This is a genomic window from Pseudomonas zeae (assembly GCF_014268485.2).
Taxonomy (GTDB): domain Bacteria; phylum Pseudomonadota; class Gammaproteobacteria; order Pseudomonadales; family Pseudomonadaceae; genus Aquipseudomonas; species Aquipseudomonas neuropathica.
In genome coordinates, this window is record NZ_CP077090.1 from 5256917 (window position 1) to 5282221 (window position 25305).

Here is a 25305-nt window from a genome sequence, read left to right on the forward strand (position 1 = left end):
CTCAGCGCCCCGGTTCGTCATTCCATAGATATTTATGCAACTGCAATTGCAACCGCACCGGCAGGTTGTCAGCCACCACCCAGTCCGCCAGATCCCGAGCATTGAGGTCATGGTGACTTGGGGAGAACAGCACTTCACCGGCACGCCGTTCAAGACCGTACTGGATCAGCTTGGACACGGCCCAGTCATAGTCTTCCCGCGAGCAGATGACAAACTTCACCTGATCGTTGGGGCTCAGCAGTTCGATATTCTCGTAACGGTTGCGATGGGCTTCTTTCGAGTCCGGCGTTTTCAGATCGACAACCCGACTGACGCGCGGATCGACGGCCGAAATGTCGAGTGCGCCACTGGTTTCCAGCGAAACCTCGTAACCGGCGTCACACAACTGCTTGAGCAAAGGAATGGCGTTCGGCTGCGCCAGCGGCTCACCGCCGGTGACACAGACGTAGCGCGGACGAAATCCGGCCACTTGCTCGAGGATGTCGTCGAGGGTGCGGATGGTGCCGCCACTGAACGCATAGGCGCTGTCGCAGTATTGGCAACGCAAAGGACAACCGGTCAGGCGCACAAAAACCGTGGGCAGCCCGGCAGTCCGCGTTTCCCCCTGCAACGAGTAGAAAACTTCGGTGATTCTCAATGTGTCTTGCATAGTCGCCACGGGCGTAACAGCTAAACAGGCTGTCCGCCTCCGTCAGGCACTTCAGGCAATCCCGCCAACGCGTAGACCGCAAGAAGCGTGTTTCAGAAAAAGGGCGTGAATTCTAACGAAAAAACCCGCGACAAGCGCGGGTTTCTTCTAAACGGGTAACACGACCTTACATGCGTTGCAGATCACGTTGAGCCAACTGAGCGGCGGAGGTACCCGGATATTGGGCCACCACCTGCTGCAGAATGCCTTTGACCTTGTCGGTATGACCAAGGCGGCGCTCTACGTCAGCCAGCTTGTACAGCGAGTCCGGCACTTTAGCGTGCTTTGGATACAGCTGCGAAACCTTGGCGAAAGCCTGACCTGCACCTTGCAGATCGCCTTTGGCCAGATTGACTTCGCCCAACCAGTACTGGGCGTTGCCCGCGTATTGGCTGTTCGGGTATTTGCGCAGGAAAGCGGCAAAAGCCTGGCTGGCCTTGTCGAAATCCTTGGCTTTGATCAGGTCGAAAGCGGCATCGTAATACAGCTTTTCCTTGGCCGGATCACCCGGTTCGCTGCTTGCAGCAGGTGCCTGGGCAGCAGCCCCGGCGCCAGCAGCACCGGCAGCAGCACTTGCATCGCCACCGGCAGAAGAATTCTCAGGAGTCGCGGCAGGTGCAACGCCGGATCCTATGCGCCGATCAAGATCCTGGTATCGCTCCAGGGATTCCTGCTTCATGCGCGCAACCTGATTCTGCAGTTCTTCGATCACGCCTTGCTGGCGAGAAATCTGATCCTGCATCTGTTGCAATTGGTTGAACAGCATGCCTTGTGCCGAGGCAGGGGCCGAAGCCGCTCCCCCGGCATAGGCGCCGTTCGTACCGTAACCTGCAGGCGGATAACTGCTCCCGCTATTGTTATAACCGGAGTTGTCATCGACCACAGGAACCGCAGCCCACGCCGCAAGCGGCGCAAGGCTGAGAGCCAGAACAGTTACAGCACGACGGCACGTTCGCATATCGAATTACTTACGCAGTTCGACGCGACGGTTTTGAGCCCAGGACTGCTCGTCGTTGCCGGTAGCAACTGGACGCTCTTCGCCGTAGGAAACCAGTTCCAGCTGAGCTGGGGAAACACCTTGCAGTACCAGGTAGCGCTGAACGGCTTTCGCACGACGCTCGCCCAGTGCCATGTTGTACTCACGAGTACCACGTTCGTCGGTGTTGCCTTCCAGAACAACGCGAGCGCCGTTTGCTTTCAGGTCTTTGGCGTGAACGTCCAGAGCGCGCATGGCTTCTGGCTTCAGGTCCGAGCTGTCGTATTCGAAGTAGAAGGTGGTGATTGCGCGCAGAGCAGCTTCTTCGCTCAGGGAACCGTCAACGGCACCAGTGTTTGCGCCGTAACCAGCGTTTGGATCAACAGCGCCTTCACCGGCGTTGTCGCCGCCTTTGGACGAGCAACCTACAGCTACAGCCATGGCCAGAGCCAGCGCAGCAAATTTACCAAACTTCAGCATTTCCATCGTGAAACTCCTAATGAACCCCAGTGTGTTAAGTAAAACGTGTAGCGCCCGCTCACTTCAGGTAAGGGGACCAGGACGGTTCTCTGACTTCGCCTTGAGCGGTAGGAAGCGGGAGCCTAACGCGTCCATTAATGGACACGAGCATCAAGACTCCCCGGCCCTGTTGGCGGGTGGCGTAGATTACCATGGTGCCGTTGGGCGCAACAGTAGGTGACTCGTCCAGAGTGCTATCAGTGAGGATCTTTACACTCCCTCGCTGTAGATCCTGAGCTGCCACCTTGAAATTGGTGAAGCCATCCTGACGATGGATCATCACCAAAGTCTTTTCATCCGCCGACAGTTTCGGGTTGGCGTTGTAGTTACCGATAAAGGTCACACGCTCGGCACCGCCGCCACTGGCGCTGGTTTTGTAGATCTGTGGCTTGCCGCCGCGGTCCGAAGTGAAGTAGATGGTCGAGCCATCCTTGCCCCAGTACGGTTCGGTGTTGATGCCCGGGCCTGCGGTTACGCGGGTGATCTGGCGCGAAGCCAGGTTCATCACGTAAATGTCCGGGTTACCGTCCTTGGACAGTACGAACGCGAGACGATCACCGTTCGGCGACCAGGCTGGCGCGCCGTTCAGACCTTCGAAGTTGGTGATCTGCTCACGGCGACCGGTGTCGATGTTCTGCATGAAGATGCGTGGGCGCTTCTGCTCGAACGACACATAGGCGATGCGCTTGCCATCCGGTGCAAAACGCGGCGACAGGATTGGCTCACGCGATTGCAGCAAGGTCACGGCGCGAGCACCGTCGTAGTCAGAACGCTGCAGGGTGTAACGGGTGTTCTTCTCGGAGAAGCGCTCAGCCGTCACGTACAGCAGACGCGTCGAGAACGCACCTTCAATACCGGTCAGTTTCTGGAACGACTGGTCGGAGATGAAGTGCGCCATGTCACGCAGTTGCTCGGTGGTACCGGAAACACTGCCGTCTGCCACTTTCTGTTCGGTGGCCACGTTGAACAGTGCCCACTGCACCTGCAGGCGACCGCCGGCTGGCGCAATGCTGCCGACCATCATGTATTGAGCACCCACCGCCTTCCAGTCACGGAAGATGATTTCGCTCGGCTGGCTTGGCTGGCTGATCATGTTTTGCTTTGGAATCGGCGAGTAGTAGCCCGAGTTACGCAAATCGTTACCAATGATTTCTGCCATGTCGTCCGGCAGAACTGCACCGCCCTGCATGCCGAACGGTACAACGGCGATCGGAGTAGCCCGGTCGCTGCCGCTGGTAACCAGAATGTTCTTTTCATCCGCCATCGCGATCCCTGCCATGCAGCAGATCACGACCAGCATTCCTCGAAGAAGGTTTCTCACAAGGCTAGATCCTCAGGTGTGAATGTCATCTTGAATGAACGATACGGAGCGAAATCGCTCGGCTTCATTCCCTGCATTTCTGTCAAACGTCCAATATTTTTCACTGCCGCGACTGCCGACGCATCGAACGGACCATCGCCACTGGACTTGGCCACGCTGACCGAAGTCACCGTACCGTCCGGCAACATGCCGATCTGCAGCACAACCGTCATGCCTTTGCGTGCCGAAGGAGGACGAGCCCAACCTTCTGCCGCTCGCGCACGAATCAGGTCATCGAAACTGCCCGCGACTTCGTCACCCTGCTCATCGGCCAAGGCCTGCTGGCGCTGCGGCGTATCGGAAAGCAAATCGGCCAAGGCCTGAGCCTTTTTGTCTTCGGTCGACTTACGTGCCGCATCCTGCGCTTTCTTCTTCGCAGCATCGGCAGCAGCTTTCTTCTTCGCTTCGTCGGCGATTTTCTTCTTCGCCTCTTCAGCTTCAGCTTTCTTCTTGGCGTCTTCGGCGGCTTTCTTCTTCGCGTCTTCGACGATCTTCTTCTTGGCTTCTTCAGCAGCGGCTTTCTTGGCCTCTTCTTCAGCAGCCTTTTTCGCTTCTTCTTCAGATTTCTTCTTGGCTATATCAGCCAATTTTTTCTCTTCAGCCTTCTTGGCTTCGGCGGTCTTCTTGGCTTCGTCGGCTTTTTTGGCTTCGTCAGCCTTTTTCGCCTCGTCTGCTTTCTTCGACTCGTCGGCCTTCTTGGCTTCCTCGGCTTTTTGAGCCGCTTCTTCTTTCTTTTGTTCCGCAGCAGCCTTGATCTCTTCCTGCTCGACCTTCTTCTGCTCCATCTGTTCGACTTCGGTCTGGCGCGCGGCGGATTTCTTCGCCTCACCCGCAATCTTCTGATTGGTCTGGGTGGTTGCCTGACTTTTCGATTTCAGCTGGTAGAGGGTCGCCTGGACAATCGGTTTGGCCGGCGGCAGTTCTGGTGTAAAGGCAAAACTGACGAACAGCATGCCGAACACCAGCACGTGCAGGACAATTGCCAGAACACTAGGCCAGAAGTAGCTTTCCGAGGCGGACGGCTCTCGCTGTTGCTGCATCAGGGGGCCTCGGTAATCAAACCAACATTACCGACCCCGGCTTTCTGCAACCCGCCCATGGCGCCCATGACGGAACCGTAGTCGACGGTCTTGTCACCGCGGATGAAGACCTGGGTACGCTTGCCGCCTTCAGTGCCGGCACGAATGATCTTGGTCACCGCGTCGGTCATTTGCGGCAGAGTCATGGCCCTGTCCTGTTGCTTCTCGGTATCGACTTCGCTGCCAAGGTTCCAGTAGTAGGTCTTGTCAGCCTTGATCGAAATGGTCAGGACCTGAGTGTTGTTGTCCTGCGGCAAGGCTTCGCTGGAAACCTTGGGCAGATCAACTTTCACGCCCTGATTGAGCATCGGCGCGGTCACCATGAAGATAACCAGCAGCACCAACATCACGTCGATGTAAGGCACCACGTTCATCTCGGCAACCGGCTTGCGCTTTTTGCGAGCTCGAGCGATTAAAGCCATTGGAAATTACCTGCTTATTCTTCGCTGGTGTGCACTTTGCGGTGCAGGATCGCCTGGAATTCATCGGCGAAGGTGTAGTAACGGCCCAGCAAGGTTTCGCTGCGAGCGGCGAAACGGTTGTAAGCGATAACCGCAGGGATCGCGGCGAACAGACCGATCGCGGTGGCGATCAGGGCTTCGGCGATACCCGGGGCCACAGTGGCCAGGGTTGCTTGCTGGGCGCTGGCCAGCCCGCGGAAGGAGTTCATGATGCCCCACACGGTACCGAACAGACCGATGTACGGGCTGACCGAACCGACGGTGGCGAGGAATGGCAGGCTCTGCTCGAGTTTCTCTTCTTCGCGGGAAATGGCGACGCGCATGGCACGGGCCACACCTTCCATGACCGCTTCAGGGTCGACACCTGGCTGCTGACGCAGACGGGAGAACTCCTTGAAGCCGGCACGGAAGATCTGCTCCACGCCAGAATCCGGATCCGGGTTGCTGCCCGCCTGACGGTACAGCTTGGACAGGTCGATACCCGACCAGAAGCGCTCTTCGAAGCTCTCCAGGGCACGTCGACCGGCACGCAGCAGATTGCTGCGCTGAAAGATCATGATCCATGAGGTCACCGATGCGGCCACCAGGGTCAACATTACCAACTGCACCACGATGCTGGCATTGCTGACTAGGCTCCACATGGAGGAATGGTCGACGACGTTAGCTTCCACGCTTTATCTCCTGCTTTGAGTGTGTACCCGGGCCGACCGCGTCGGCGAAGGCCGCACGCAAGTCTTCGGGAAGGGCCCGGGGTTTCAAACTGTTAGTGCGCACACAGGCCACCAGAAACTGCCCTTCACAGAGCAGCACATTATCCGTTGCCCGCCTGACCTGCTGTTTGAAGCGCAGGCTGGCACGGTTCAATTCGATTACTTCAGCGCTTACCAGCAGTTCGTCGTCCAGTCGCGCCGGCGCGTGGTAACGCGCTTCGCTGGAGTGCACGACAAACAACAGGTCCTCCCCTGCCAGCTGCGATTGGGCAAAGCCCAGCTCGCGAAGCCGCTCGGTTCGAGCCCGTTCCATAAACTTGAGGTAATTAACGTAATACACGATGCCGCCCGCATCGGTGTCCTCGTAATAAACGCGACAACGATGTGCGAACGACTCAAGCCCGTTTTGCGCGCGCATACTCTAGTGCTTACTCCTCAGGTTGCCAATCCGGCCAGGCAACTGTTTTTCATGGTTTCAGGGCTTTACCGCAAAAGTACCGTCCTATGACCGTACAAACCCTGAATAAATCGACAAAAAATGTGTCTCAATCGTCCACGGCATCGAGAAACTCGTCTGCCACGGGCATTTCACCCATTCGTGACGGGATGTTTAAACCAAAGTGCAGGTACGCATGGCGCGTCACCACCCTGCCCCGTGGAGTGCGCATGATGTAACCCTGCTGGATCAGATACGGCTCCAGCACATCTTCAATCGTGTGGCGTTCCTCGCTGATTGCAGCGGCGAGGCTGTCGATACCGACGGGGCCGCCATCGAACTTCTCGATCATGGTCAATAGCAGGCGGCGATCCTGATGATCGAAACCGTGTTCGTCGACATCCAGCAGGTTCAAAGCCAGGTCCGCCACCGCTTTGGTGATATGGCCCTTGGCGCGCACTTCAGCGAAGTCGCGCACACGGCGCAGTAGACGGTTGGCGATCCGCGGCGTGCCCCGGGCGCGGCGCGCGATTTCGAACGAGCCTTCCGGATCCAGCGGCAGACCGAGGATGGCCGCGGAACGGCTGACAATCGTCGCCAGATCAGCCGTGCTGTAGAACTCCAGACGCTGGACGATACCGAAGCGGTCACGCAACGGGTTAGTCAGCATGCCGGCGCGAGTCGTCGCGCCGACCAGGGTGAATGGCGGCAGATCGAGCTTGATCGAACGCGCTGCCGGCCCTTCGCCAATCATGATGTCGAGCTGGAAATCCTCCATCGCCGGGTACAGCACTTCTTCAACGATCGGCGACAGACGATGGATTTCGTCGATGAACAACACATCGTGCGGCTCAAGATTGGTCAGCAACGCCGCCAGATCACCCGGACGCTCAAGCACCGGCCCGGAAGTGCTCTTGATCGATACGCCCATTTCCTGAGCGATGATGTTGGCCAGTGTGGTTTTACCCAGACCCGGCGGGCCGAAGATCAGCGTGTGGTCGAGGGATTCGCTTCGGCCACGGGCGGCCTGGATGAACAGCTCCATCTGCTCGCGCACGGTCGGCTGGCCGATGTAGTCGGCCAGGCTGACCGGGCGAATGGCGCGGTCCTGGACTTCTTCGCGCTCGCGCGGGCTGTGCGCGGCGGTGATCAGACGATCAGCTTCAATCACTTAAATCATTCCCTTCAGGGCGCGGCGGATCAGGTCTTCACTGCTCAAATTCTTGTCCTTGATGGCGGTAATCGCCTTGCTCGCTTCCTGCGGCTTGTAGCCCAGGGAAATCAGCGCGCTGACCGCATCGTTCTCGGCGGTGTTGACCGGCGCCGGGCCATCCGGCTGGTTCGGCACGAGCGCGAACATGGCTGGCGTAGTTTCCCAGGCCTTGAAGCGATCCTTGAGTTCGACCAGCAGACGCTCAGCGGTTTTCTTGCCGACACCCGGCACCTTGGTCAACGCCGAGGTGTCCTGAGACTGCACGCAGCGGATCAACTCGTCGACTTCCAGACTCGACATCAAGGCCAGGGCCAATTTTGGCCCGACACCATTGAGACGGATCAACTCGCGAAAAAAGTCTCGCTCACGCTTGCCGGCAAAACCATAGAGTAATTGCGCGTCTTCGCGTACGACCAAATGCGTGTGCAAGGTCAGCGGTTCACCGACCGACGGCAGGCGGTAAAGGGTGGTCATGGGCACTTCCAGCTCATACCCGAGGCCGTTTACATCCAGAATCAGGTGCGGCGGCTGTTTTTCAGCCAGGGTGCCGCGCAAGCGTCCAATCACGTTTCAGATCCTTGAGCGTTGGCCAGCCGTGGGCTGGCGACTGTCGAAAGGCGGATTTCGGGCCGACGACCCAGGCGCAAAAACCGGCTTTCAGGAAAATTGATGCTGATGCTATCAGAGACGCAGGCGCCCGCCACGACTGCGTGCCGTTCCCAGACCGTGCGGCAGCAGACTGGAACGTGTGTGCGCGTGGCAAATGGCAATGGCCAGAGCGTCAGAGGCATCGATTTGCGGTTTGCTGGTGAGTTTGAGCATGTGCATGACCATCATCTGCACTTGTTCTTTATTGGCGGCGCCAGTGCCGACCACGGCTTGCTTGACCTGCGTGGCCGTATATTCGGCGATCTCCAGGCACTCTTCCGCACCGGCGACGATCGCTGCACCGCGCGCCTGCCCCAGCTTCAGCGCCGAGTCGGCGTTTTTCGCCATAAACACCTTTTCGATGCCCATGGTCACCGGTCCGTAGGTCTGGATGATCTCGCGCACGCCGCGATAGACGATTTGCAGGCGTTCGTGCAGCTCGCCCGCACCAGTGCGGATGCAGCCGGATGCCACATAGATACAGCCGCCACGTCCGGTATCACGAACTATTCCGTAACCGGTGATGCGCGAACCGGGGTCGATACCAAGAATTAAAGTCATAACGCCTGCAGATTCGGTAAAAGCACGATTTTCAAATCAACCCATAACAAATGTGGGAGCGAGCCTGCTCGCGAAAGCGGTTTCATCATCAGCAACGATGTTGCCTGAAAATCCGCCTTCGCGAGCAGGCTCGCTCCCACATTGAATCGTAGCCGCTCTTAACCGAGCTGAGCGGCCACGTCTTCCGGAATATCCGCGTTGGAATAAACGTTCTGCACGTCATCCAGATCCTCAAGCATGTCGATCAGCTTCAGCACCTTCTCCGCACCTTCCAGATCCAGTTCGGCACTGGTGGTTGGCTGCATGACGATTTCCGCATCATCGCCCTTGAAACCCGCAGCTTCGAGCGCGTTACGCACGGCATAGAAACTGGTGAACGAGGTGAACACATCGATCGAACCGTCTTCGTGGCTGACCACGTCATCGGCATCGGCTTCCAGCGCCGCTTCGGTCAGTGCATCCTCATCAACGCCCGGTGCGAAGCTGATCTGGCCTTTGCGCTCGAACAAGTAAGCTACCGAACCGTCGGTGCCGAGGTTACCCCCGCACTTGCTGAACGCATGGCGCACAGCAGCGGCAGTACGGTTGCGGTTGTCGGTCATGCACTCGACCATCACCGCCACGCCGCCCGGGCCGTAACCTTCGTAGGTCAGCTCTTCAACGTTATCCGCTTCGGTGGCACCAGCGCCGCGCGCCACGGCACGGTCGATGATGTCGCGGCTCATGTTCGCGCTCAGCGCCTTGTCCAGGGCCAGACGCAGACGCGGGTTGGAACCCGGATCACCGCCGCCCTGACGGGCCGCAACGGTCAGTTCGCGGATCCACTTGGTGAAGATCTTGCCTCTCTTGGCATCCTGACGTTCTTTGCGGTGCTTGATGTTCGCCCACTTGGAATGACCTGCCATAACTCGCTCCGAATTCTCTTTGAAACGTTGCCCGCCCTGCTCATGCAGCGGCCAGCAAACAAAAAAATCTCGACCTGCTCTCTATAGAAAGAAAAAAGGCGCATCCGAAGATGCGCCTTCAGGCTCGTCTTACTCAGCCTTTGGCGTTTCGCGCAAACGAATGTGCAGCTCGCGCAGTGCCTTGGCATCCACCACACCCGGCGCTTGCGTCATGACGTCGGCGGCACTCTGGGTTTTCGGGAAGGCGATCACTTCACGGATCGACTGGGCGCCGGTCATCAGCATGACCAGACGGTCCAGACCGAAGGCCAGACCACCGTGCGGCGGAGCACCGTACTTCAGCGCGTCGAGCAGGAAGCCGAACTTCTCTTCCTGTTCCGCTTCATTGATACCCAGCAGACGGAACACCGCCTGCTGCATTTCCTTGCGGTGGATACGGATCGAACCGCCACCCAGCTCGGTGCCGTTCAATACCATGTCGTAGGCGCGGGACAGAGCGCCAGCCGGGTTGGTTTCCAGCTCTTCGGGAGAGCACTTCGGCGCGGTGAACGGGTGGTGCAACGCGGAGAAGCTGCCGTCGTCGTTTTCTTCGAACATCGGGAAGTCGACGACCCACATTGGCGCCCACTCGCAGGTCAGCAGCTTGAGGTCGTGACCGAGCTTGATGCGCAGTGCGCCCAAGGCTTCGCTGACGATCTTAGCCTTGTCGGCGCCGAAGAACACGATGTCGCCATCGACTGCGCCAACGCGATCGAGGATCACGTTGAGCTTGTCTTCAGGGATGTTTTTCACGATCGGCGATTGCAGACCGTCAACACCGGCAGCGCGCTCGTTGACCTTGATGTACGCCAGGCCCTTGGCACCGTAGATGCCGACGAACTTGGTGTAATCGTCGATCTGCTTGCGTGGCATGCTCGCCCCGCCTGGAACGCGCAGTGCGGCGATACGGCATTTCGGATCGTTGGCCGGGCCGCTGAACACCTTGAATTCAACTTCTTTCAGTTGATCGGCAACGTCGACCAGTTCCAGCGGGTTACGCAGGTCTGGCTTGTCGGAACCGTAGCGGCGCATGGCTTCTTCGAAAGTCATGTGCGGGAAATCGCCGAATTCCAGACCCAGCACTTCCTTGAACAGGTTGCGGATCATTTCCTCAGTCAGGCCCATGATCTCTTTTTCATCGAGGAAGCTGGTCTCGATGTCGATCTGGGTGAATTCAGGCTGACGGTCAGCACGCAGGTCTTCGTCGCGGAAGCACTTGGCGATCTGGTAATAACGGTCGAAACCGGCAACCATCAGCAGTTGCTTGAACAGCTGTGGCGATTGCGGCAGGGCGAAGAACGAACCGGCGTGGGTACGGCTTGGCACCAGATAGTCACGCGCACCTTCAGGGGTGGCACGGGTCAGGATCGGCGTTTCAACGTCGAGGAAGCCGTTCTCGTCGAGGAAGCGACGGATGCTGGTGGTCATGCGAGAGCGCAGACGCAGCTTCTCGGCCATTTCCGGACGACGCAGGTCGAGGAAACGATAACGCAGACGGGTTTCTTCACCAACGTCGGAGAACTCGTTCAGCGGGAACGGCGGAGTTTCCGACTCGTTCAGCACTTCCAGTTCATAACCCAGCACTTCGATCATGCCCGACGCCATGTTGGCGTTGGTCGCACCGGCCGGACGCAGACGCACCTTGCCGGTGATCTTCACGACGTACTCGCTGCGCACGCGATCGGCAGCGGCGAAGCTCTCGGCGCGATCCGGATCGAATACCACCTGGGCCAGACCGTCACGATCACGGATATCGAGGAAAATCACCCCGCCGTGGTCGCGGCGACGGTGAACCCATCCGCAAAGGGTAATTTCCTGGCCTTCCAGGCTTTCGTTCAGTTGGCCGCAATAGTGGCTGCGCATCATGATAATGGTTCGCTTCTCGTCATTCGATATTCGGTGGAGATCCCGTTGCTTTCAAAGCAATGCGGAAACTCACGCGTGTCGTTCAACCTGGGGTTGAACCCTAGTCAGATTTGTCGCCACCGGCCAGATTCTTCTTGGTCCCGGTCTTGAAATCGGTTTCGTACCAACCGCTGCCGCTGAGGCGGAAGCCTGGCATGGACAGCTGTTTCTTGAGCTCTGGCGCCTGGCAGGCAGGGCAGTCGACCAGCGGTGCATCGCTGATCTTTTGAATGGCTTCCAACTGATGACCACAGGAAGCACATTGGTAATCGTACATCGGCATGGGGGTGTCTCGGCGATCAGATTGCCACCGCGCGCAGGGCTTTGCGGCGAAAGAGCGGGATTATATCGATTAAATGCGGCCTGTGCAGCCGTAAGACTGCACAGGCCGAGACCTCGTTTGCAACCGCCGCTTCAGAGCGATTCGGCAGTTGCTGCCTGCTTGACGCCGTTCATGACGCACACCACACGCACCAGCGCGCTGAAATTTCTCACCCCGCCGTGACGCAGATGCACTTCGCGGTCAACGTGGGACAACAACGAGCTGATCGAACAGCAGTTATCTGCGGCCATATTGCCGAGGATGTTCCAGTAGACCCGCTCCAGCCGCAGGCAGGTCGCATAACCGTTCAGACGCACGGATCGTGACGATGGCTGAACCAGTGCCATGTCGAACTCGGTGACGAACGGATCAACTTTCAACTCATGGGGCAAGCCGACAATCCTGTCGCCTCGCCTGTCTCCCTCTGCCATATCGGTGACACTCCTTTGCCATCTCTGCTTGTTTGAAAAGTCACATCCTGTGGCTTTCATAAAAGCGCAGACACAAAGTTATAGCCAGACGACTTATTGACCGACACCGTAGGATAAGCCAACGACACAGGTAGGATTGCGGACAGCGCACGAGCACCGCTGGCGGGCCCGCGCGCTCGGGGGATTACGCTTCCAGCAGCGAGCGCAGCATCCACGCCGTTTTTTCGTGAACCTGCATGCGCTGGGTCAGCAGGTCTGCGGTCGGTTCATCGCTGACCTTGTCGAGCAGCGGGAAGATGCCACGGGCCGTGCGGGTCACGGCTTCCTGACCATCGACCAATTGTTTGATCATGTCTTCGGCACTCGGCACGCCCACCTCTTCCTTGATAGACGAAAGGCGCGCGTACGTGGCATAGGCGCCCGGCGCCGGAAAGCCCAATGCGCGAATACGCTCGGCGATCGAGTCCACGGCCAGCGCCAGCTCGTTGTATTGCTCTTCGAACATCAAATGCAGCGTACGAAACATCGGGCCGGTGACGTTCCAGTGGAAGTTGTGGGTTTTCAGATACAGCACGTAGGTGTCCGACAGCAGACGCGACAAGCCTTCGACGATGGATTTGCGATCTTCTTCACTGATACCGATATCGATTGCCATGTTTACCCCCTAACGGCGATTGAATTCATCCAACAGGTGCAGACCGACTCTAGCAAGCCTGCCGACACCCCGCAGCCCTGATCGGGTGCACACACTGCGACAAATCGACCGAGACGATGCCGCTGGCCGGGCTGATTTGAGTAGCCGCAGGCTTTGCTGTTAAATAGGCAGTGTGTCGCCATGCCCCATTTTTCGGGGCGTTGCGCATAGGCTGATGCCGTGAACGTGTCCACCGCCTCTTATTTTGTTCCGAAGCGAACCGTGCGCCTTCAGCTCTTCCTTGTGAGCCGTCATAAACGTGAGCCAATCAAAATGTTGAAAATCGTCCACCTGCTAATGGGCGCAGCGGCATTGCTGCTGTCGTTCATACCCAGCTTGAAATCCGAAGCCGTTCCCTACCTGCAACAACCCGATGCACTTTACCTGGCCTTTTTCGGCCTGCTGAACCTGGTGATTGCTCCAGTGATTCCTTTCTGGAACAAAGGCCCTCGTCAGCATCTGCAAAACCTGGTCAGCGCGCTGCTGGTACTGACCGTCGTCCTGCAAACCTTGACCCTGATCGCCCCGATGCCCGTCATCGCCGGTCAGCCAGCCGTGCTGTTCACTCTGGTGATCGCGCTGGTTGCCGTGGTCCTGCACCTGGCCGTCAGCTTCTATCGTTCTTCACCGGCTGCTGCTCCAACCAGCTATGACATGACCAATCGTGATACCGGTACCGTAAAGTGGTTCAACACCTCCAAAGGCTTCGGCTTTATCTCCCGCGATTCCGGCGATGATATCTTCGTGCACTTTCGCGCGATCCGTGGCGAAGGTCACCGCGTCCTGGTCGAAGGCCAGCGCGTGGAGTTCTCGGTAATGAACCGGGACAAAGGCCTGCAAGCCGAGGACGTGATCGCCGCGCTGCCGCGACGCTGATCCAGGCATAAAAAAACCGCGAGCAGCGTGCTGTTCGCGGTTTTTTTACGCCTGACGAAAAATGTCCAGCATCAATAATGTGGTGGCGGCGCGTCTTCTTCGAACGATTCAAACTGGCCGACCATTTCTTCCTGACGCTTGAGCAGTGCAGCCATCTGCAATTGCAGGCGCTCGACCACTCGCTGCTGTGCCACCAGCACGTCGTTCAACGCCTGAATGGTGTCATCCTGAAACGCCAGACGGCTTTCCAGATCGGTAACGCGTTGTTCCAGGCTCATGACTCAGCCCTCCACAAAGGTGAAATCTTCGGTTAATACCACGCGCAAGCGCTCGCGAATGGCAGCCACCTGTTCGTTGCTGTAGGGCCTGGCCGGATGTTTGCCCCACACTGGCGCCGGCCAGGCAGCGTCATCGCGCTTTCGCACGATCACATGCATGTGCATCTGACTGACAACGTTACCCAGGGTCGCGACGTTCATTTTGTCGGCATCGAACAAGTCTTTAAGCAACTCGGCCAGAGCCGTGGTTTCCAGCCACAGTTGCTGCTGATCGGCGACATCCAACTGAAACAACTCGCTGATATCGTCGCGGCGTGGCACCAGAATGAACCAGGGATAGTTGGCATCGTTGGACAACAGCAGCCGGCAGAGCGGGAAGTCGCCAATGGTAATCGTGTCCTGTTGAAGTCGTGTATCCAAAGCAAACACTGCGTGCACTCCCGGCGGTTCTACATCATTGAGCTTAGCGGCCTTGCCCAAGGGCAGCGCACCAAGCGACAGACCGGCAGCATACCTGTGAATGCGCCGACCTTCACGACAACAGGCCACTTGCCATTCTCCAGGCGCCCCGAGATGTGACACTTTTCACCGGCATGCACCAACTCAGTCCCTGGACTGATGACTGCCCACTGAAATGGCTGAAAAACCTGAGAGCGCTCACGACCACACTCCGGCTGAACTGTATGAATCCGGTACAGCCGGTAAATTTTTTTGCACCAAAACCGCACAACGCGTCTACGCTCAGTGCGACAGGCATCCGCCAAATACTCACCGGCGGGGTGAACCGGTAACGTTTTTTGTTGTCATGTGCCTGCTACGGTGTGGCAACACCATACGAACAATCGCGTCAAGCCCCAATAGAAATGGGCTTGGCGCCCCGTATTTATGAGGTTTTTACAGGTAAAGACAGGTGTTCAGAAAAATAACCGCACCGACATTGCGGTTTGTGCACGCTTGTTGCATTCGTACTCATATGGACTATAAGCGCACCACGGGAAGTGGGAGCCTTAAGCCCGACAAAAACAGTGGCAGGGTTGCCCGATGGAGATTCAAGTGTTTTGCCAGGGACTCTTTTTTAGCGATGCAAACGGCTAGAAAAACAACGAGAAAGTTGTCGGTCCGGTTGCATCGGTACTGTGAATTTGCGACATCTACAAAGCCAATTGCGACAGCGTCGTAAAGAAGGTGAAAGGTTAGATTCGCAAGTATCGCCAACAATGTCGGCGTGATATAAGTTTGCGCCGACACAAAAAGAAAGAGCCGCCCAGATAATAAAACAGGTGGGACGGCAGTACTCTTCTAAAAACCAAAGGAGCAAATCACGATGCGCGTGATGAAGTGGAGCATGATCGCCCTGGCTGTTGCAGCAGGCACCTCGCAGTTCGCAGTAGCGTCCTCTCAAGATGACGCGAAGGGTTTCCTGGAAGATCAGAGCCTGAATCTGAAAACCCGTCTGGAATACATGAACCGTGACTTCCGTAATGGTGCCGGTAATATTCAGACAGGTCCTACTACTTTTAAGAGCGGCTACCGTCAGGACACCGGTATCAGCCAACTGCTGACCTACGAGTCGGGCTTCACTCAAGGCACTATCGGTTTTGGTCTTGACGCGATGGCCATGGGCACCGTCAAGCTGGATGGTGGCGAAGGTCGTTCCGGTAACGGTCTGTTTGCCCGCAACGGCGACGGCGAGCCAGAAGACGCTCAAGGCAAAACCGGCGCAGCCATCAAATTCCGCCTCTCCGACACCACCCTGAAGTACGGTCGTCAATTCGTTGCCAGCCCAGTATTCGCGACCGATGACAGCCGTCTGCTGCCAGAAGTCGCTGAAGGTACCTTGCTCACCAGCAAAGAGATCAAAGGTCTGGAACTGACCGCTGGTCGCTTCACCGCGCTGAGCTCGCAAACCGGCATGGGCAAGGACAGCATCAACGGCAAGGGCCCTGGCCTGACCAGCGCCAACATCGCTGGCGCGACCTACCAGTTCACCGATAATTTCGTTGCCGGTGTTGCTGCGTCGGACGTTGATGACTACTTCAAGAAGCAATACATCAACGCCAACTACACCTTCCCGATCAATGACGATCAGTCGCTGAACATCGACTTCAACGGCTATCGCACCAAGGATCAGGGCCAGGCGCTGTACGGCGAACTGGACAACAAACTGTGGAGCCTTGCAGCGGCGTACAGCATCGGTGCACACAAATTCACCATCGCTCACCAGCGTTCCACCGGTGACACCAACTACCTGTACGGCGTGGACGGTAACAGCACGATCTTCGTAGCCAACTCCATCCAGATCTCCGACTTCATCGGTCGCGACGAGCGCTCCTGGCAGGCTCGCTACGACCTGAACATGAAGACCTACGGCGTTCCTGGCCTGAGCTTCATGGCGCGTTACGTCAAAGGTGACAACATCAAGACCTCGTCCGATACCGAAGGTAAGGAAAACGAGTTCAACTTCGAAACCAAATACGTACTGCAGGAAGGTCCAGCCAAGGACCTGTCGTTCCGCCTGCGTAGCGCGATCTATCGTGCAAACGGTGCGTACAACGCCGACTACACTGCCGACAACAATGACGTCCGTGTAATCGTTGAGTACCCGCTGCACATCCTGTAATACGGATGTAAATCGGCGTTACTTCAGAGCGTTGCTCTAATAGAAACCGTCTACCTGATTCAGGTAGGCGGTTTTTTTATGCCTGGCCCAACGGCATGCGAATCAAAAAAATTAGCCAGCTATCTATTAGCCAGCAAACTTTCAACACACACATAAAAAACCCAAGGCTGCGAACAGCACTTGGGTTTTTTCATTAATTAACTGACCGCGAAGCCAGGTATCAATGTTGTTACTGTGCAGCCGTTTCCTGAACTACGCGAATCACCCGTTGCGGAAACGGGATATCGATACCGGCCGTTTTTAAACGATCGCGGGACTGTTCGTTAAACATGAACATCACGTCCCAATAGTCTGCGGTTTTAACCCAGACACGCAGGGAAACAGTGATCGAACTGTCACCCAAGGTCGAAATCACGGCCTGTGGCGCCGGATCCTGCAATATGCGCTCATCCTTGGCCAGATCCAGCAGCACCTGACGGGCCTTTTGCAGATCGGCTTCATAATCCACACCCACATCGAACACAACCTTGCGGGTCGGCTGACGGTTGGTGTTGGTAATGATGCCATTCGACAGATTGCCGTTCGGCACGATGATGGTTTTGTTGTCACCGGTACGCAGCACGGTGTGGAAAATCTGGATGCTGTCGACTGTACCCGATACGCCTTGCGCTTCGATCCAGTCACCGATCCGGAACGGACGGAACAGCAGAATCAGCACGCCACCGGCGAAGTTCGCCAGGCTGCCCTGCAAAGCCAGACCGATTGCCAGACCAGCCGCACCGATCGCGGCAACGAAGGACGTGGTTTCAACACCGATCATCGAAGCGACGCTGACAATCAGCAGCACTTTGAGAATGATGTTCGCCAGGCTGCTGATAAAACCTTGCAGCGCCAGATCGGCATTACGCAGGGCCAGCAGACCACCGAGTTTTTGCGTGACCTTGTTGATCAGCCACCAGCCGATGGCCAGCGTGATCACTGCCAGCAGCACGCGGCTGCCGTATTCCATGATCATCGGAATCCACGCCTGGGACGCCTTGACCAGGTTGTCCACCTCAGCATTCAAATCCATGTTCTATCTCCTGATTTCCGGCCATTCGGCACGCGAAAAATAAGCGGCAGAAACCCGCCGGGTGTACACAAAACAATGTGGGAGCGAGCCTGCTCGCGAAGGCGCCGTGTCATTCAGCAATGAGTTGACTGACACACCGCCTTCGCGAGCAGGCTCGCTCCCACAGGTCATCTGACCGAGCTTAGTCGCGGAAGTTGTTGAACTGCAGGGGCATGCCGAATTCCTTGGCCCGCAGGGCCGCGATGGCCTCTTGCAGGTCATCACGCTTCTTGCCGGTCACGCGTACCTGCTCACCTTGAATGGCGGCCTGCACTTTCAGTTTGGCGTCCTTGATGTGGCCGACGATTTTCTTCGCCAGTTCCTTGTCGATGCCTTCCTTAAGTACCGCGTCCTGCTTCATCAGTTTGCCCGATGCGTAAGCGTCCTTGACCTCAAGGCACTGCACGTCGATCTTGCGCTTGACCAGCGCCAGCTTGAGGATTTCGATCATTGCTTCCAGCTGGAATCCGGCTTCAGCAGTCAGGCTGACGGTGAGGTCCTTTTCCTTGAACTCGAAGCTGCCTTTGCCTTTCAGGTCATAACGACGATCGAGTTCCTTCACGGCGTTCTCGACCGCGTTGGTGAGTTCGTGTTTGTCCAGTTCGGATACCACGTCGAACGACGGCATGTAATCTCTCCAATAAAAAGGCGCGCTCGATGAGGATGGAGCGCGCTTGGCTTGCGGTTAAAATCGGGCTCATTATAACGGGTCTTTTCCCACCGACACGGCGAGCCGCACATGCCTGTACGCAATCGAGCAAAAAACTGATGGCCACCCCCTGGCATGTTCTTGGCGCCGGCAGCCTCGGCACGTTGTGGGCCACACGTCTGGCGCGGGCCGGCCTGCCGGTCCGGCTGATCGTGCGTGACGCCGAGCGCTTGCGCAGCTATGAAGCCGTGGGCGGGCTGACGCTGGTCGAACAAGGTCAGGCCAGCACCTATGTCGTGCCCGGGGAAACACCCGACAGCCCCGAGCCGATCCGCCGTTTGCTGGTGGCCTGCAAAGCCTACGACGCCGAAAGCGCCGTCGCCCGCCTCGCCCCACGGCTGACTGCGGACGCCGAACTGATCCTCCTGCAAAACGGCCTCGGCAGTCAGGACGCCGTCGCCAACCGTGTACCGCTGGCACGCTGCATCAGCGCTTCAAGCACCGAGGGTGCCTTTCGCGATGGCGACTGGCGTGTGGTGTTCGCCGGTCACGGATTCACTTGGCTGGGCGACGCGGGCCATCCGGTCGCGCCGATCTGGCTGGACGATCTGGACGCGGCAAAGATCCCCCACGAATGGAGCACCGATATCCTTACGCGGTTGTGGCGCAAACTGGCGCTCAACTGCGCGATCAATCCGCTGACCGTGCTGCACCATTGCCGCAACGGTGGCTTGCAGGAGCACCATTGCGAAGTCGCCACCCTGTGCGCCGAACTCGCCGAATTGCTCGAGCGCTGCGGCCAACCCGCCGCCGCCGACAACCTGCAACAGGAAGTCGAACGGGTGATCCACGCTACGGCTGCGAACTACTCGTCGATGTATCAGGACGTCGCCAACCAGCGCCGCACCGAAATCAGCTATCTGTTGGGCCACGTCTGCAAAGTCGCCACGCGCCACCAGTTGAACCTGCCGCACCTCAATCGATTGCAGCAACGACTGGTCGCTCATCTGCACAGCCTCGGATTGCCCAGCGACTGAGCAGCGGCTACGCTGGCCACTTGTTCCTTTGTTGCGATAAACCTGATGCCATTGCGCCAGCGTCTCGAAAACCTGCCGGTCGGCCAGAAACTGCTGGCCGCCCTCCTGGTGCTGTTGACCACTGTATTGCTGGTCGCCAACCTGACATTTATCAGTGCCGCCTATTACATCTCTCAGGAAAGCATGGCACCACAGGCCTTGCAGACCATCGGCCGACTGATTTCCAACCCGAGCCTGGTCAGCGAAGCGCTGCAATCATCGCAAAGCGCCGAGCGTCTGCTCAAAGAACTCGACAGTTACTCACCGCTGCGCGCCGCCGCCCTTTATGACGGCAAGGGCGAACGACTGGCGCAAGTCCAGCGCGGCGACAAACTCAGCCTGCCAGAACGCTATCGGCACATCGAAGCGTGGCAACTGACCGAGTTTCGCAGCAACCAGTTGATCACCCTGCCCCGCCCCGGCACTGCGCCGGGCCATCTGTTGCTGGTCGCCAGCAGCGAGCTGCCGATGGCGTTCTACACCGGCACGCTGACCGCGAGCCTCGGTATCCTGATTTTCAGCGTGCTGCTGTGGCTGGTGATTGCCCGGCAGATCAAACGCCTGATCACCCGGCCGATTCATCAGCTTGAGGAATTGTCGCGCCAGGTCACCCGCGAAGAAAACTACGCCCTGCGCGCCTCGCGCGGTAATCATGACGAGATCGGCAGCCTCGCCGAGGCGTTCAACACCATGCTCTCGCGCATCGAAGCCCGCGAACAGCAACTCAAGCGCGCCCGCGACGACTCACAAGCGGCTTACGATCAGGCGCAGGGCCTGGCTGAAGAAACCCGCCACACCAATCGCAAACTGGAACTGGAAGTGCAGGTGCGCAGCAAGATCGAAAAGAAACTCACCGGTTTCCAGAACTACCTCAACAGCATCATCGACTCAATGCCCTCGGCACTGATCGCCCTCGACGAGCAGCTCTACGTCACCCAGTGGAATCAGGAGGCCAGCGCCCTTTCCGGTACGCGGCTGGACGAAGCGCTGAATCAACCGATTTTCCTCGCCTTCGAACCGCTCAAACCGTTTCTGCCGCAACTCAAGCAGACCGTCGAGCAGCACACGGTGGCAAAAATCGAGCGGGTAACATGGTTCAAGGATGAGGAGCCCAAACATTACGCGCTGACGTTCTACCCGCTGATGGGTGGCGCCGGGCGTGGTGTGGTGATCCGCATCGACGACATCACCCAGCGTCTGTCGCTGGAAGAAATGATGGTGCAGTCGGAAAAAATGCTCTCGGTCGGTGGCCTCGCCGCCGGCATGGCCCACGAAATCAACAACCCGCTGGGTGCGATCCTGCACAACGTGCAGAACATCCGTCGACGCCTGTCCGCCGACCTGCCGAAGAACCTCGAAACCGCCGAGCAACTGGGCATTGAACTGGACACGGTGAACCGCTATCTGCAAGGTCGCGAAGTGCCGCAACTGCTCGATGGCATTCAACAGGCCGGCGCTCGCGCTGCGAAAATCGTCACCCACATGCTCAGCTTCAGCCGCCGCAGTACCCGGCAAATGGCGCCGTGCGATCTGCCGGCACTGATCGATCAAGCCGTGGAAATCGCCGGCAACGACTTCGACCTGGCCATCGGCTTCGACTTCAAGGGCCAGGCGATCATCCGTCAGTTCGACCCGGCGCTCGGCCCGGTACCGGGCACCGCCAACGAACTCGAGCAAGTGCTGCTCAACCTGTTGAAAAACGCTGCACAGGCTATTCACCAGCGCGAAGACGACAGCGAGCCGGGGCGAATCATTCTGCGCACCAGGCTTAATCCGCCGTGGGCCGAAATTCAGGTCGAGGATAACGGCATCGGCATGAGCGAGAGCGTGCGCAAACGCACCTTCGAGCCGTTCTTCACCACCAAGGAAATCGGCCAGGGCACCGGGCTTGGCTTGTCGGTGTCTTACTTCATCATCACCAACAATCACAAAGGGCAGATGGAGGTGCAGTCAGCACCGGGCCAGGGCACGTGTTTCACCTTGCGCCTGCCGCTGACGCAACCACTGCCCCTTGCTGCCGAAACCAATCCATTATCGAGGTAACCCATGGGCTTTCGCCTGTCGAAAATCTACACCCGCACCGGCGACAAAGGTGAAACCGGCCTGGGCGATGGCCGCCGCGTCCCCAAGGACCATCCACGCGTCGAGGCCATTGGCGAGGTCGATACGCTGAACAGTCAGGTCGGCGTGTTATTGGCCGGGTTGATTGCCGAACGCGAAACGTATCCGGGACTGAATGAACTGATCGAGGTGTTGGCGCCTTGTCAGCATCGCTTGTTTGATCTCGGTGGCGAGCTGGCCATGCCGGCGTATCAGGCGTTGAATGCGGCGGAAATCGAACGCCTGGAAACGGCGATTGACGTGTGGAATGAGGAGTTGGGGCCGCTGGAGAATTTCATTCTTCCGGGTGGGTCGATGCTGATTGCGCAGGCGCATGTGTGCCGGAGTCTGGCCAGGAGTGCCGAGCGGCGTTGTCAGCATTTGAATGCGATCGAGCCATTGGCCGGGGTTGGGTTGGCGTATATCAATCGGTTGTCGGATTTGTTGTTTGTGGCGGCGCGGTTGATTGCGCGGCGGCAGGGGGTTGCGGAGATTCTTTGGCAACCGGCGGTCAAGCCTGCAGAAATCTAGCGCCTGAAAGATCGCCTTCGCGAGCAGGCTCGCTCCCACATTTGATTGCATTCCAACTGACGAAATTCGATCAACTGTGGGAGCGAGCTTGCTCGCGAAGAGGCCAGCAGCCTTTACAGAGAATCAGGCCAGAACGCGCGAATCCCCGCCACGCCTTGTGCACCAACGCCCCAGGCTTTTTCGCGCTCGGCCGGGCCAACCCCACCCAACAGAAACACCGGCTTGCTGAAACCTTCGATCAACGCTCCAGCATGTTCCCAGCCCATCGGCTGCGCATCCGGATGGGTCAAAGTCGGCTGCACCGGCGACAGCGTGACGAAATCCACACCCATCTGTTCCGCCAGCGCCAGTTCTTCAGCGTTGTGGCACGACGCCGCCAACCAGCGCTCCGCCGGCAACGGCCGCCCCGCCGCTGCGTATTTGCGCAATTGTGCAGAAGTGATGTGCCATCCGGCAGACGGGAAATCGCCGAGCCACTCGAACGGACCTTTGATCATCAACTGCGCCTTGCCCGCGCACAGCCCGGCCGCATCGACCGCCAGATCGCGATACTTGGGGTCATAGCCGTTCGGTGCGCGCAGCTGGATCAGTTTGATCCCGCCGGCAATCGCCTTCTGGATACCGCGCAGCAACGCCGGCGTTTCCAGGTCCTCCGGCGTAATCAAGTACTCCGCAGGCAAACGCGCGGCGGCAACGATCGGCTGGTTGGCGGCCGGGAATTCGTAGCTCGCCAGTTCCTTCGCCGTGACCCAGGCCAACGGCTGCCCTTCGGCACCGTGCGGTTCGCCGGTGAAGGCCGAGACTTCCCAGACATCCAGCAATACCTGTTTGTCGGGGTAATCGTGACGCACTTTGATCAGCGGGCGGGCTGAGCTAACTACTATGCCCAACTCTTCGTGCAGCTCACGGGCCAGTGCGCTTTCGACCGACTCGTCGGCCTCGACCTTGCCGCCGGGAAACTCCCACAGACCACCCTGATGCTGGGTGTCGGCGCGGCGGGCGATGAGGATTTTGCCACTGTTGTCACGAATGACCGCAGCGGCGACGTGTACACGTTTCACGGATTCAACTCCTCCAGTCCAGCCTTCTGCCATGCCTTGAAGGCCGGCCATTGGTAGACGGTTTCAACATAGGCTTCGTCGGCGGCCGGCAGCGTCACCTGATAGGTGCGCAAACGCACGGCAATCGGTGCGAAGAAGGCATCGGCCAGACTCACCCGACCAAACAGGTACGGCCCGCTCTCGGTCGCGGCGGCGCGGCATTCGGCCCACAGTGCGAGCATGCGTTCGATGTCGACCTTCACTTCTGGCGGCACCGGGTTCAGCGGCGCGTCATGATTGAGGTTGAAGGGCATGTGATTGCGCATGGCGAAAAAGCCGCTGTGCATTTGGGCGCAGGCGGATCGCGCCTGGGCACGGGCGAATATATCTGTCGGCCAGAGTTGCTCGGACGGAAACTGCTCGGCGAGGTACTCGGCGATGGCTAATGAGTCAGCGATGGTGCCGCGCGAGGTTTGCAGCAGCGGGACCTTGGCGGTCGGCGAGTGCTTGAGCAGCAGCGCGCGGGTGTCGGGCTTGCCGAGTTTGATCAGTTCTTCGCTGTAGGGTGCGCCGGTCAGTTCAACGGCCAGGGCGGCGCGTAGGGACCAGGAGGAAAGCAGTTTGTCGCCGATGATCAGGTGCAGGGACATGGTGTGGCGCCTTTTCGTCAGAGGAGAAACCTGGAGACTTGCATTCTTTGAGCTGCCGTCTTCGCGAGCAGGCTCGCTCCCACATTGAATCGTGTTGCCACAAATCCTCTGTGGGAGCGAGCCTGCTCGCGAAAGTAGCGACCCGGTCTTGGATCAGGTGCGGTATTCAGCGTTGATCTTCACGTATTCATGCGACAGGTCAGTGGTCCAGATGGTTTCGCTGCAATCGCCGCGACCCAGCTCGATACGGATGGTGATTTCTTCCTGCTGCATCACCGCCGAGCCTTGCGCTTCAGTGTAGGTCGCCGCACGGGCGCCACGGCTGGCAATGCACACGTCGCCGAGGAACACGTCGATCTTGCTCACGTCCAGATCCGGCACGCCGGCGCGGCCGACGGCGGCGAGGATACGGCCCCAGTTCGGGTCGGAGGCAAACAGCGCGGTCTTGATCAGCGGCGAGTGCGCCACGGTGTAGCCAACGTCCAGGCACTCCTGATGGTTGCCGCCGCCATTCACTTCCACGGTGACGAACTTGGTCGCGCCTTCGCCGTCACGCACGATGGCCTGGGCCACGTCCATGCACACTTCGAACACCGCTAGCTTGAGTTTGGCAAACAGCTCGCCTTCGGCACGGGTGATTTCCGGCAGTGCAGCCTTGCCGGTGGCAATCAGCATGCAGCAGTCGTTGGTCGAGGTGTCGCCGTCGATGGTGATGCGGTTGAACGACTTGTTCGCACCATCGAGCATCAAGCTGTGCAGGACGTCGCGGGAGACTTTGGCGTCAGTGGCGATGTAACCGAGCATGGTCGCCATGTTCGGACGGATCATGCCCGCGCCTTTGCTGATGCCGGTCACGGTGATGGTCACGCCGTCATGCTCGAACTGGCGGCTGGCGCCCTTCGGCAGGGTGTCGGTGGTCATGATCCCGGTGGCAGCGGCTTCCCAGTTGTTTTCCGACAGATCATCCAGTGCGGCTTGCAGCGCGCCTTCGATCTTCTCGACCGGCAGCGGCTCGCCGATCACACCGGTGGAGTACGGCAGAATCTGGCTGGCATCAACGCCAGTCAGCTCGGCCAGTTTGGCAGTGGTACGTTCAGCGGCGGCCAGGCCAGGCTCGCCGGTACCGGCGTTGGCATTGCCAGTGTTGGTCAGCAAATAACGCACGGCGTTCTGCACGCGTTTTTTCGCCAGGATCACCGGAGCCGCGCAAAATGCGTTCAAGGTGAACACGCCCGCCACGGTCGAGCCTTCGGCGCAGCGCATCACAACGACATCTTTGCGCCCGGGGCGCTTGATGCCGGCCGAGGCAATACCGAGTTCAAAACCGGCAACCGGGTGCAACGTTGGCAAAGGACCAAGACCAACAGCCATGAATGCGCTCCTTACTCAATGATGTCAGCACCGTCACTCGCAGCGACGGTGGTTTA

28 protein-coding genes are annotated in these 25305 nt (G+C 58.4%); 5 read left to right on the plus strand and 23 right to left on the minus strand.

From position 1 onward, the window contains the following. Position 1: 1 nt before the first annotated feature. The 16 genes from queE to HU754_RS23300 form a co-directional block, all read right to left on the minus strand. Complete coding sequence (gene queE, locus HU754_RS23225) at positions 2-649, minus strand: 7-carboxy-7-deazaguanine synthase QueE (protein WP_093430486.1); 648 nt, start codon at positions 647-649, stop codon at positions 2-4. Positions 650-815: 166 nt separating this feature from the next. After that, positions 816-1646 carry a tol-pal system protein YbgF gene (gene ybgF / locus HU754_RS23230; RefSeq protein ID WP_186623892.1) on the minus strand — a complete coding sequence of 277 codons (831 nt, stop codon included), beginning with the start codon at positions 1644-1646 and terminating at the stop codon, positions 816-818. Between the two features lie 6 nt (positions 1647-1652). Next, positions 1653-2150 (minus strand): peptidoglycan-associated lipoprotein Pal, encoded by a 498-nt coding sequence (gene pal / locus HU754_RS23235; RefSeq protein ID WP_003178634.1) that lies wholly within the window; start codon positions 2148-2150, stop codon positions 1653-1655. Positions 2151-2202: 52 nt separating this feature from the next. Further along, positions 2203-3483 carry a Tol-Pal system beta propeller repeat protein TolB gene (gene tolB, locus HU754_RS23240; RefSeq protein WP_172828178.1) on the minus strand — a complete coding sequence of 427 codons (1281 nt, stop codon included), beginning with the start codon at positions 3481-3483 and terminating at the stop codon, positions 2203-2205. A gap of 17 nt (positions 3484-3500) precedes the next feature. After that, the gene (gene tolA / locus HU754_RS23245; protein WP_093430487.1) at positions 3501-4583 is read right to left on the minus strand and encodes a cell envelope integrity protein TolA; all 1083 of its coding nucleotides are present in this window, start codon (positions 4581-4583) and stop codon (positions 3501-3503) included. Then, a complete protein-coding gene (gene tolR, locus HU754_RS23250; protein ID WP_161806672.1) occupies positions 4583-5035 on the minus strand; it encodes a protein TolR in 453 nt (150 codons plus the stop codon). The genes tolA and tolR overlap by 1 nt, the downstream gene beginning before the upstream one ends. Positions 5036-5058: 23 nt before the next feature. After that, positions 5059-5754 (minus strand): protein TolQ, encoded by a 696-nt coding sequence (gene tolQ / locus HU754_RS23255; RefSeq protein WP_008080223.1) that lies wholly within the window; start codon positions 5752-5754, stop codon positions 5059-5061. Beyond that, positions 5744-6211 (minus strand): tol-pal system-associated acyl-CoA thioesterase, encoded by a 468-nt coding sequence (gene ybgC / locus HU754_RS23260; RefSeq protein ID WP_093430488.1) that lies wholly within the window; start codon positions 6209-6211, stop codon positions 5744-5746. The genes tolQ and ybgC overlap by 11 nt, the downstream gene beginning before the upstream one ends. A 127-nt stretch (positions 6212-6338) precedes the next feature. Beyond that, a complete protein-coding gene (gene ruvB / locus HU754_RS23265) occupies positions 6339-7400 on the minus strand; it encodes a Holliday junction branch migration DNA helicase RuvB (protein ID WP_007912736.1) in 1062 nt (353 codons plus the stop codon). After that, positions 7401-8009, minus strand: coding sequence for a Holliday junction branch migration protein RuvA (gene ruvA, locus HU754_RS23270; protein ID WP_034153418.1), 609 nt, complete (start codon positions 8007-8009; stop codon positions 7401-7403). It lies immediately after the preceding gene. 114 nt (positions 8010-8123) lie between these two features. Then, positions 8124-8651: a crossover junction endodeoxyribonuclease RuvC gene (gene ruvC, locus HU754_RS23275; RefSeq protein ID WP_007962095.1), complete on the minus strand. Its 528-nt coding sequence runs from the start codon at positions 8649-8651 to the stop codon at positions 8124-8126. A 158-nt stretch (positions 8652-8809) separates the two neighbouring features. After that, positions 8810-9556 (minus strand): YebC/PmpR family DNA-binding transcriptional regulator, encoded by a 747-nt coding sequence (locus tag HU754_RS23280; protein WP_007912738.1) that lies wholly within the window; start codon positions 9554-9556, stop codon positions 8810-8812. 129 nt (positions 9557-9685) lie between these two features. Then, positions 9686-11461, minus strand: coding sequence for an aspartate--tRNA ligase (aspS, locus tag HU754_RS23285; protein ID WP_186623890.1), 1776 nt, complete (start codon positions 11459-11461; stop codon positions 9686-9688). Between the two features lie 100 nt (positions 11462-11561). Beyond that, a complete protein-coding gene (locus HU754_RS23290) occupies positions 11562-11783 on the minus strand; it encodes an FmdB family zinc ribbon protein (protein WP_093430491.1) in 222 nt (73 codons plus the stop codon). A gap of 131 nt (positions 11784-11914) precedes the next feature. Then, on the minus strand, positions 11915-12253 hold the full coding sequence (locus tag HU754_RS23295; protein ID WP_186623888.1) for a ribbon-helix-helix domain-containing protein: 339 nt from the start codon (positions 12251-12253) through the stop codon (positions 11915-11917). Between the two features lie 184 nt (positions 12254-12437). Beyond that, complete coding sequence (locus HU754_RS23300) at positions 12438-12908, minus strand: Dps family protein (RefSeq protein WP_038366640.1); 471 nt, start codon at positions 12906-12908, stop codon at positions 12438-12440. Between the two features lie 312 nt (positions 12909-13220). Here HU754_RS23300 and HU754_RS29640 point away from each other — a divergent pair, with 312 nt between their 5' ends. After that, positions 13221-13823 carry a cold-shock protein gene (locus HU754_RS29640; RefSeq protein WP_007912746.1) on the plus strand — a complete coding sequence of 201 codons (603 nt, stop codon included), beginning with the start codon at positions 13221-13223 and terminating at the stop codon, positions 13821-13823. A 71-nt stretch (positions 13824-13894) separates the two neighbouring features. Here HU754_RS29640 and HU754_RS23310 read toward each other — a convergent pair whose 3' ends face one another. Continuing rightward, the gene (locus tag HU754_RS23310) at positions 13895-14101 is read right to left on the minus strand and encodes a SlyX family protein (RefSeq protein WP_123453616.1); all 207 of its coding nucleotides are present in this window, start codon (positions 14099-14101) and stop codon (positions 13895-13897) included. Between the two features lie 3 nt (positions 14102-14104). Then, entirely contained in the window at positions 14105-14530 is a 426-nt protein-coding gene (locus HU754_RS23315; RefSeq protein ID WP_123453618.1) for an HIT domain-containing protein, read from the minus strand. Positions 14531-15425: 895 nt separating this feature from the next. Between HU754_RS23315 and HU754_RS23320 the strand changes: the two genes are divergently transcribed. Beyond that, positions 15426-16721, plus strand: a complete 1296-nt coding sequence (locus HU754_RS23320; RefSeq protein ID WP_186623886.1) for an OprD family porin — start codon at positions 15426-15428, stop codon at positions 16719-16721. A gap of 229 nt (positions 16722-16950) precedes the next feature. On the opposite strand, the gene HU754_RS23325 is transcribed toward HU754_RS23320, so the two are convergent. Then, a complete protein-coding gene (locus tag HU754_RS23325) occupies positions 16951-17793 on the minus strand; it encodes a mechanosensitive ion channel family protein (RefSeq protein ID WP_186623884.1) in 843 nt (280 codons plus the stop codon). Between the two features lie 181 nt (positions 17794-17974). Next, positions 17975-18460: a YajQ family cyclic di-GMP-binding protein gene (locus tag HU754_RS23330; protein WP_007912755.1), complete on the minus strand. Its 486-nt coding sequence runs from the start codon at positions 18458-18460 to the stop codon at positions 17975-17977. A gap of 140 nt (positions 18461-18600) precedes the next feature. Here HU754_RS23330 and HU754_RS23335 point away from each other — a divergent pair, with 140 nt between their 5' ends. The 3 genes from HU754_RS23335 to HU754_RS23345 are packed head-to-tail and all read left to right on the plus strand — an operon-like array spanning position 18601 to position 22188. Beyond that, entirely contained in the window at positions 18601-19518 is a 918-nt protein-coding gene (locus HU754_RS23335; RefSeq protein WP_186623882.1) for a putative 2-dehydropantoate 2-reductase, read from the plus strand. Between the two features lie 45 nt (positions 19519-19563). Then, positions 19564-21600: a sensor histidine kinase gene (locus HU754_RS23340; protein WP_186623880.1), complete on the plus strand. Its 2037-nt coding sequence runs from the start codon at positions 19564-19566 to the stop codon at positions 21598-21600. 3 nt (positions 21601-21603) lie between these two features. After that, complete coding sequence (locus HU754_RS23345; RefSeq protein WP_186623876.1) at positions 21604-22188, plus strand: cob(I)yrinic acid a,c-diamide adenosyltransferase; 585 nt, start codon at positions 21604-21606, stop codon at positions 22186-22188. A 113-nt stretch (positions 22189-22301) separates the two neighbouring features. Here the strand turns inward: HU754_RS23345 and HU754_RS23350 are convergent, their stop codons facing one another. From HU754_RS23350 to argJ, 3 genes are all read right to left on the minus strand, one after another. Continuing rightward, on the minus strand, positions 22302-23249 hold the full coding sequence (locus HU754_RS23350) for a Nudix family hydrolase (RefSeq protein ID WP_186623875.1): 948 nt from the start codon (positions 23247-23249) through the stop codon (positions 22302-22304). Next, complete coding sequence (locus HU754_RS23355; protein WP_099757016.1) at positions 23246-23878, minus strand: glutathione S-transferase family protein; 633 nt, start codon at positions 23876-23878, stop codon at positions 23246-23248. The genes HU754_RS23350 and HU754_RS23355 overlap by 4 nt, the downstream gene beginning before the upstream one ends. A 153-nt stretch (positions 23879-24031) precedes the next feature. Beyond that, a complete protein-coding gene (gene argJ, locus HU754_RS23360; protein WP_186623873.1) occupies positions 24032-25249 on the minus strand; it encodes a bifunctional glutamate N-acetyltransferase/amino-acid acetyltransferase ArgJ in 1218 nt (405 codons plus the stop codon). Positions 25250-25305: the final 56 nt, after the last annotated feature.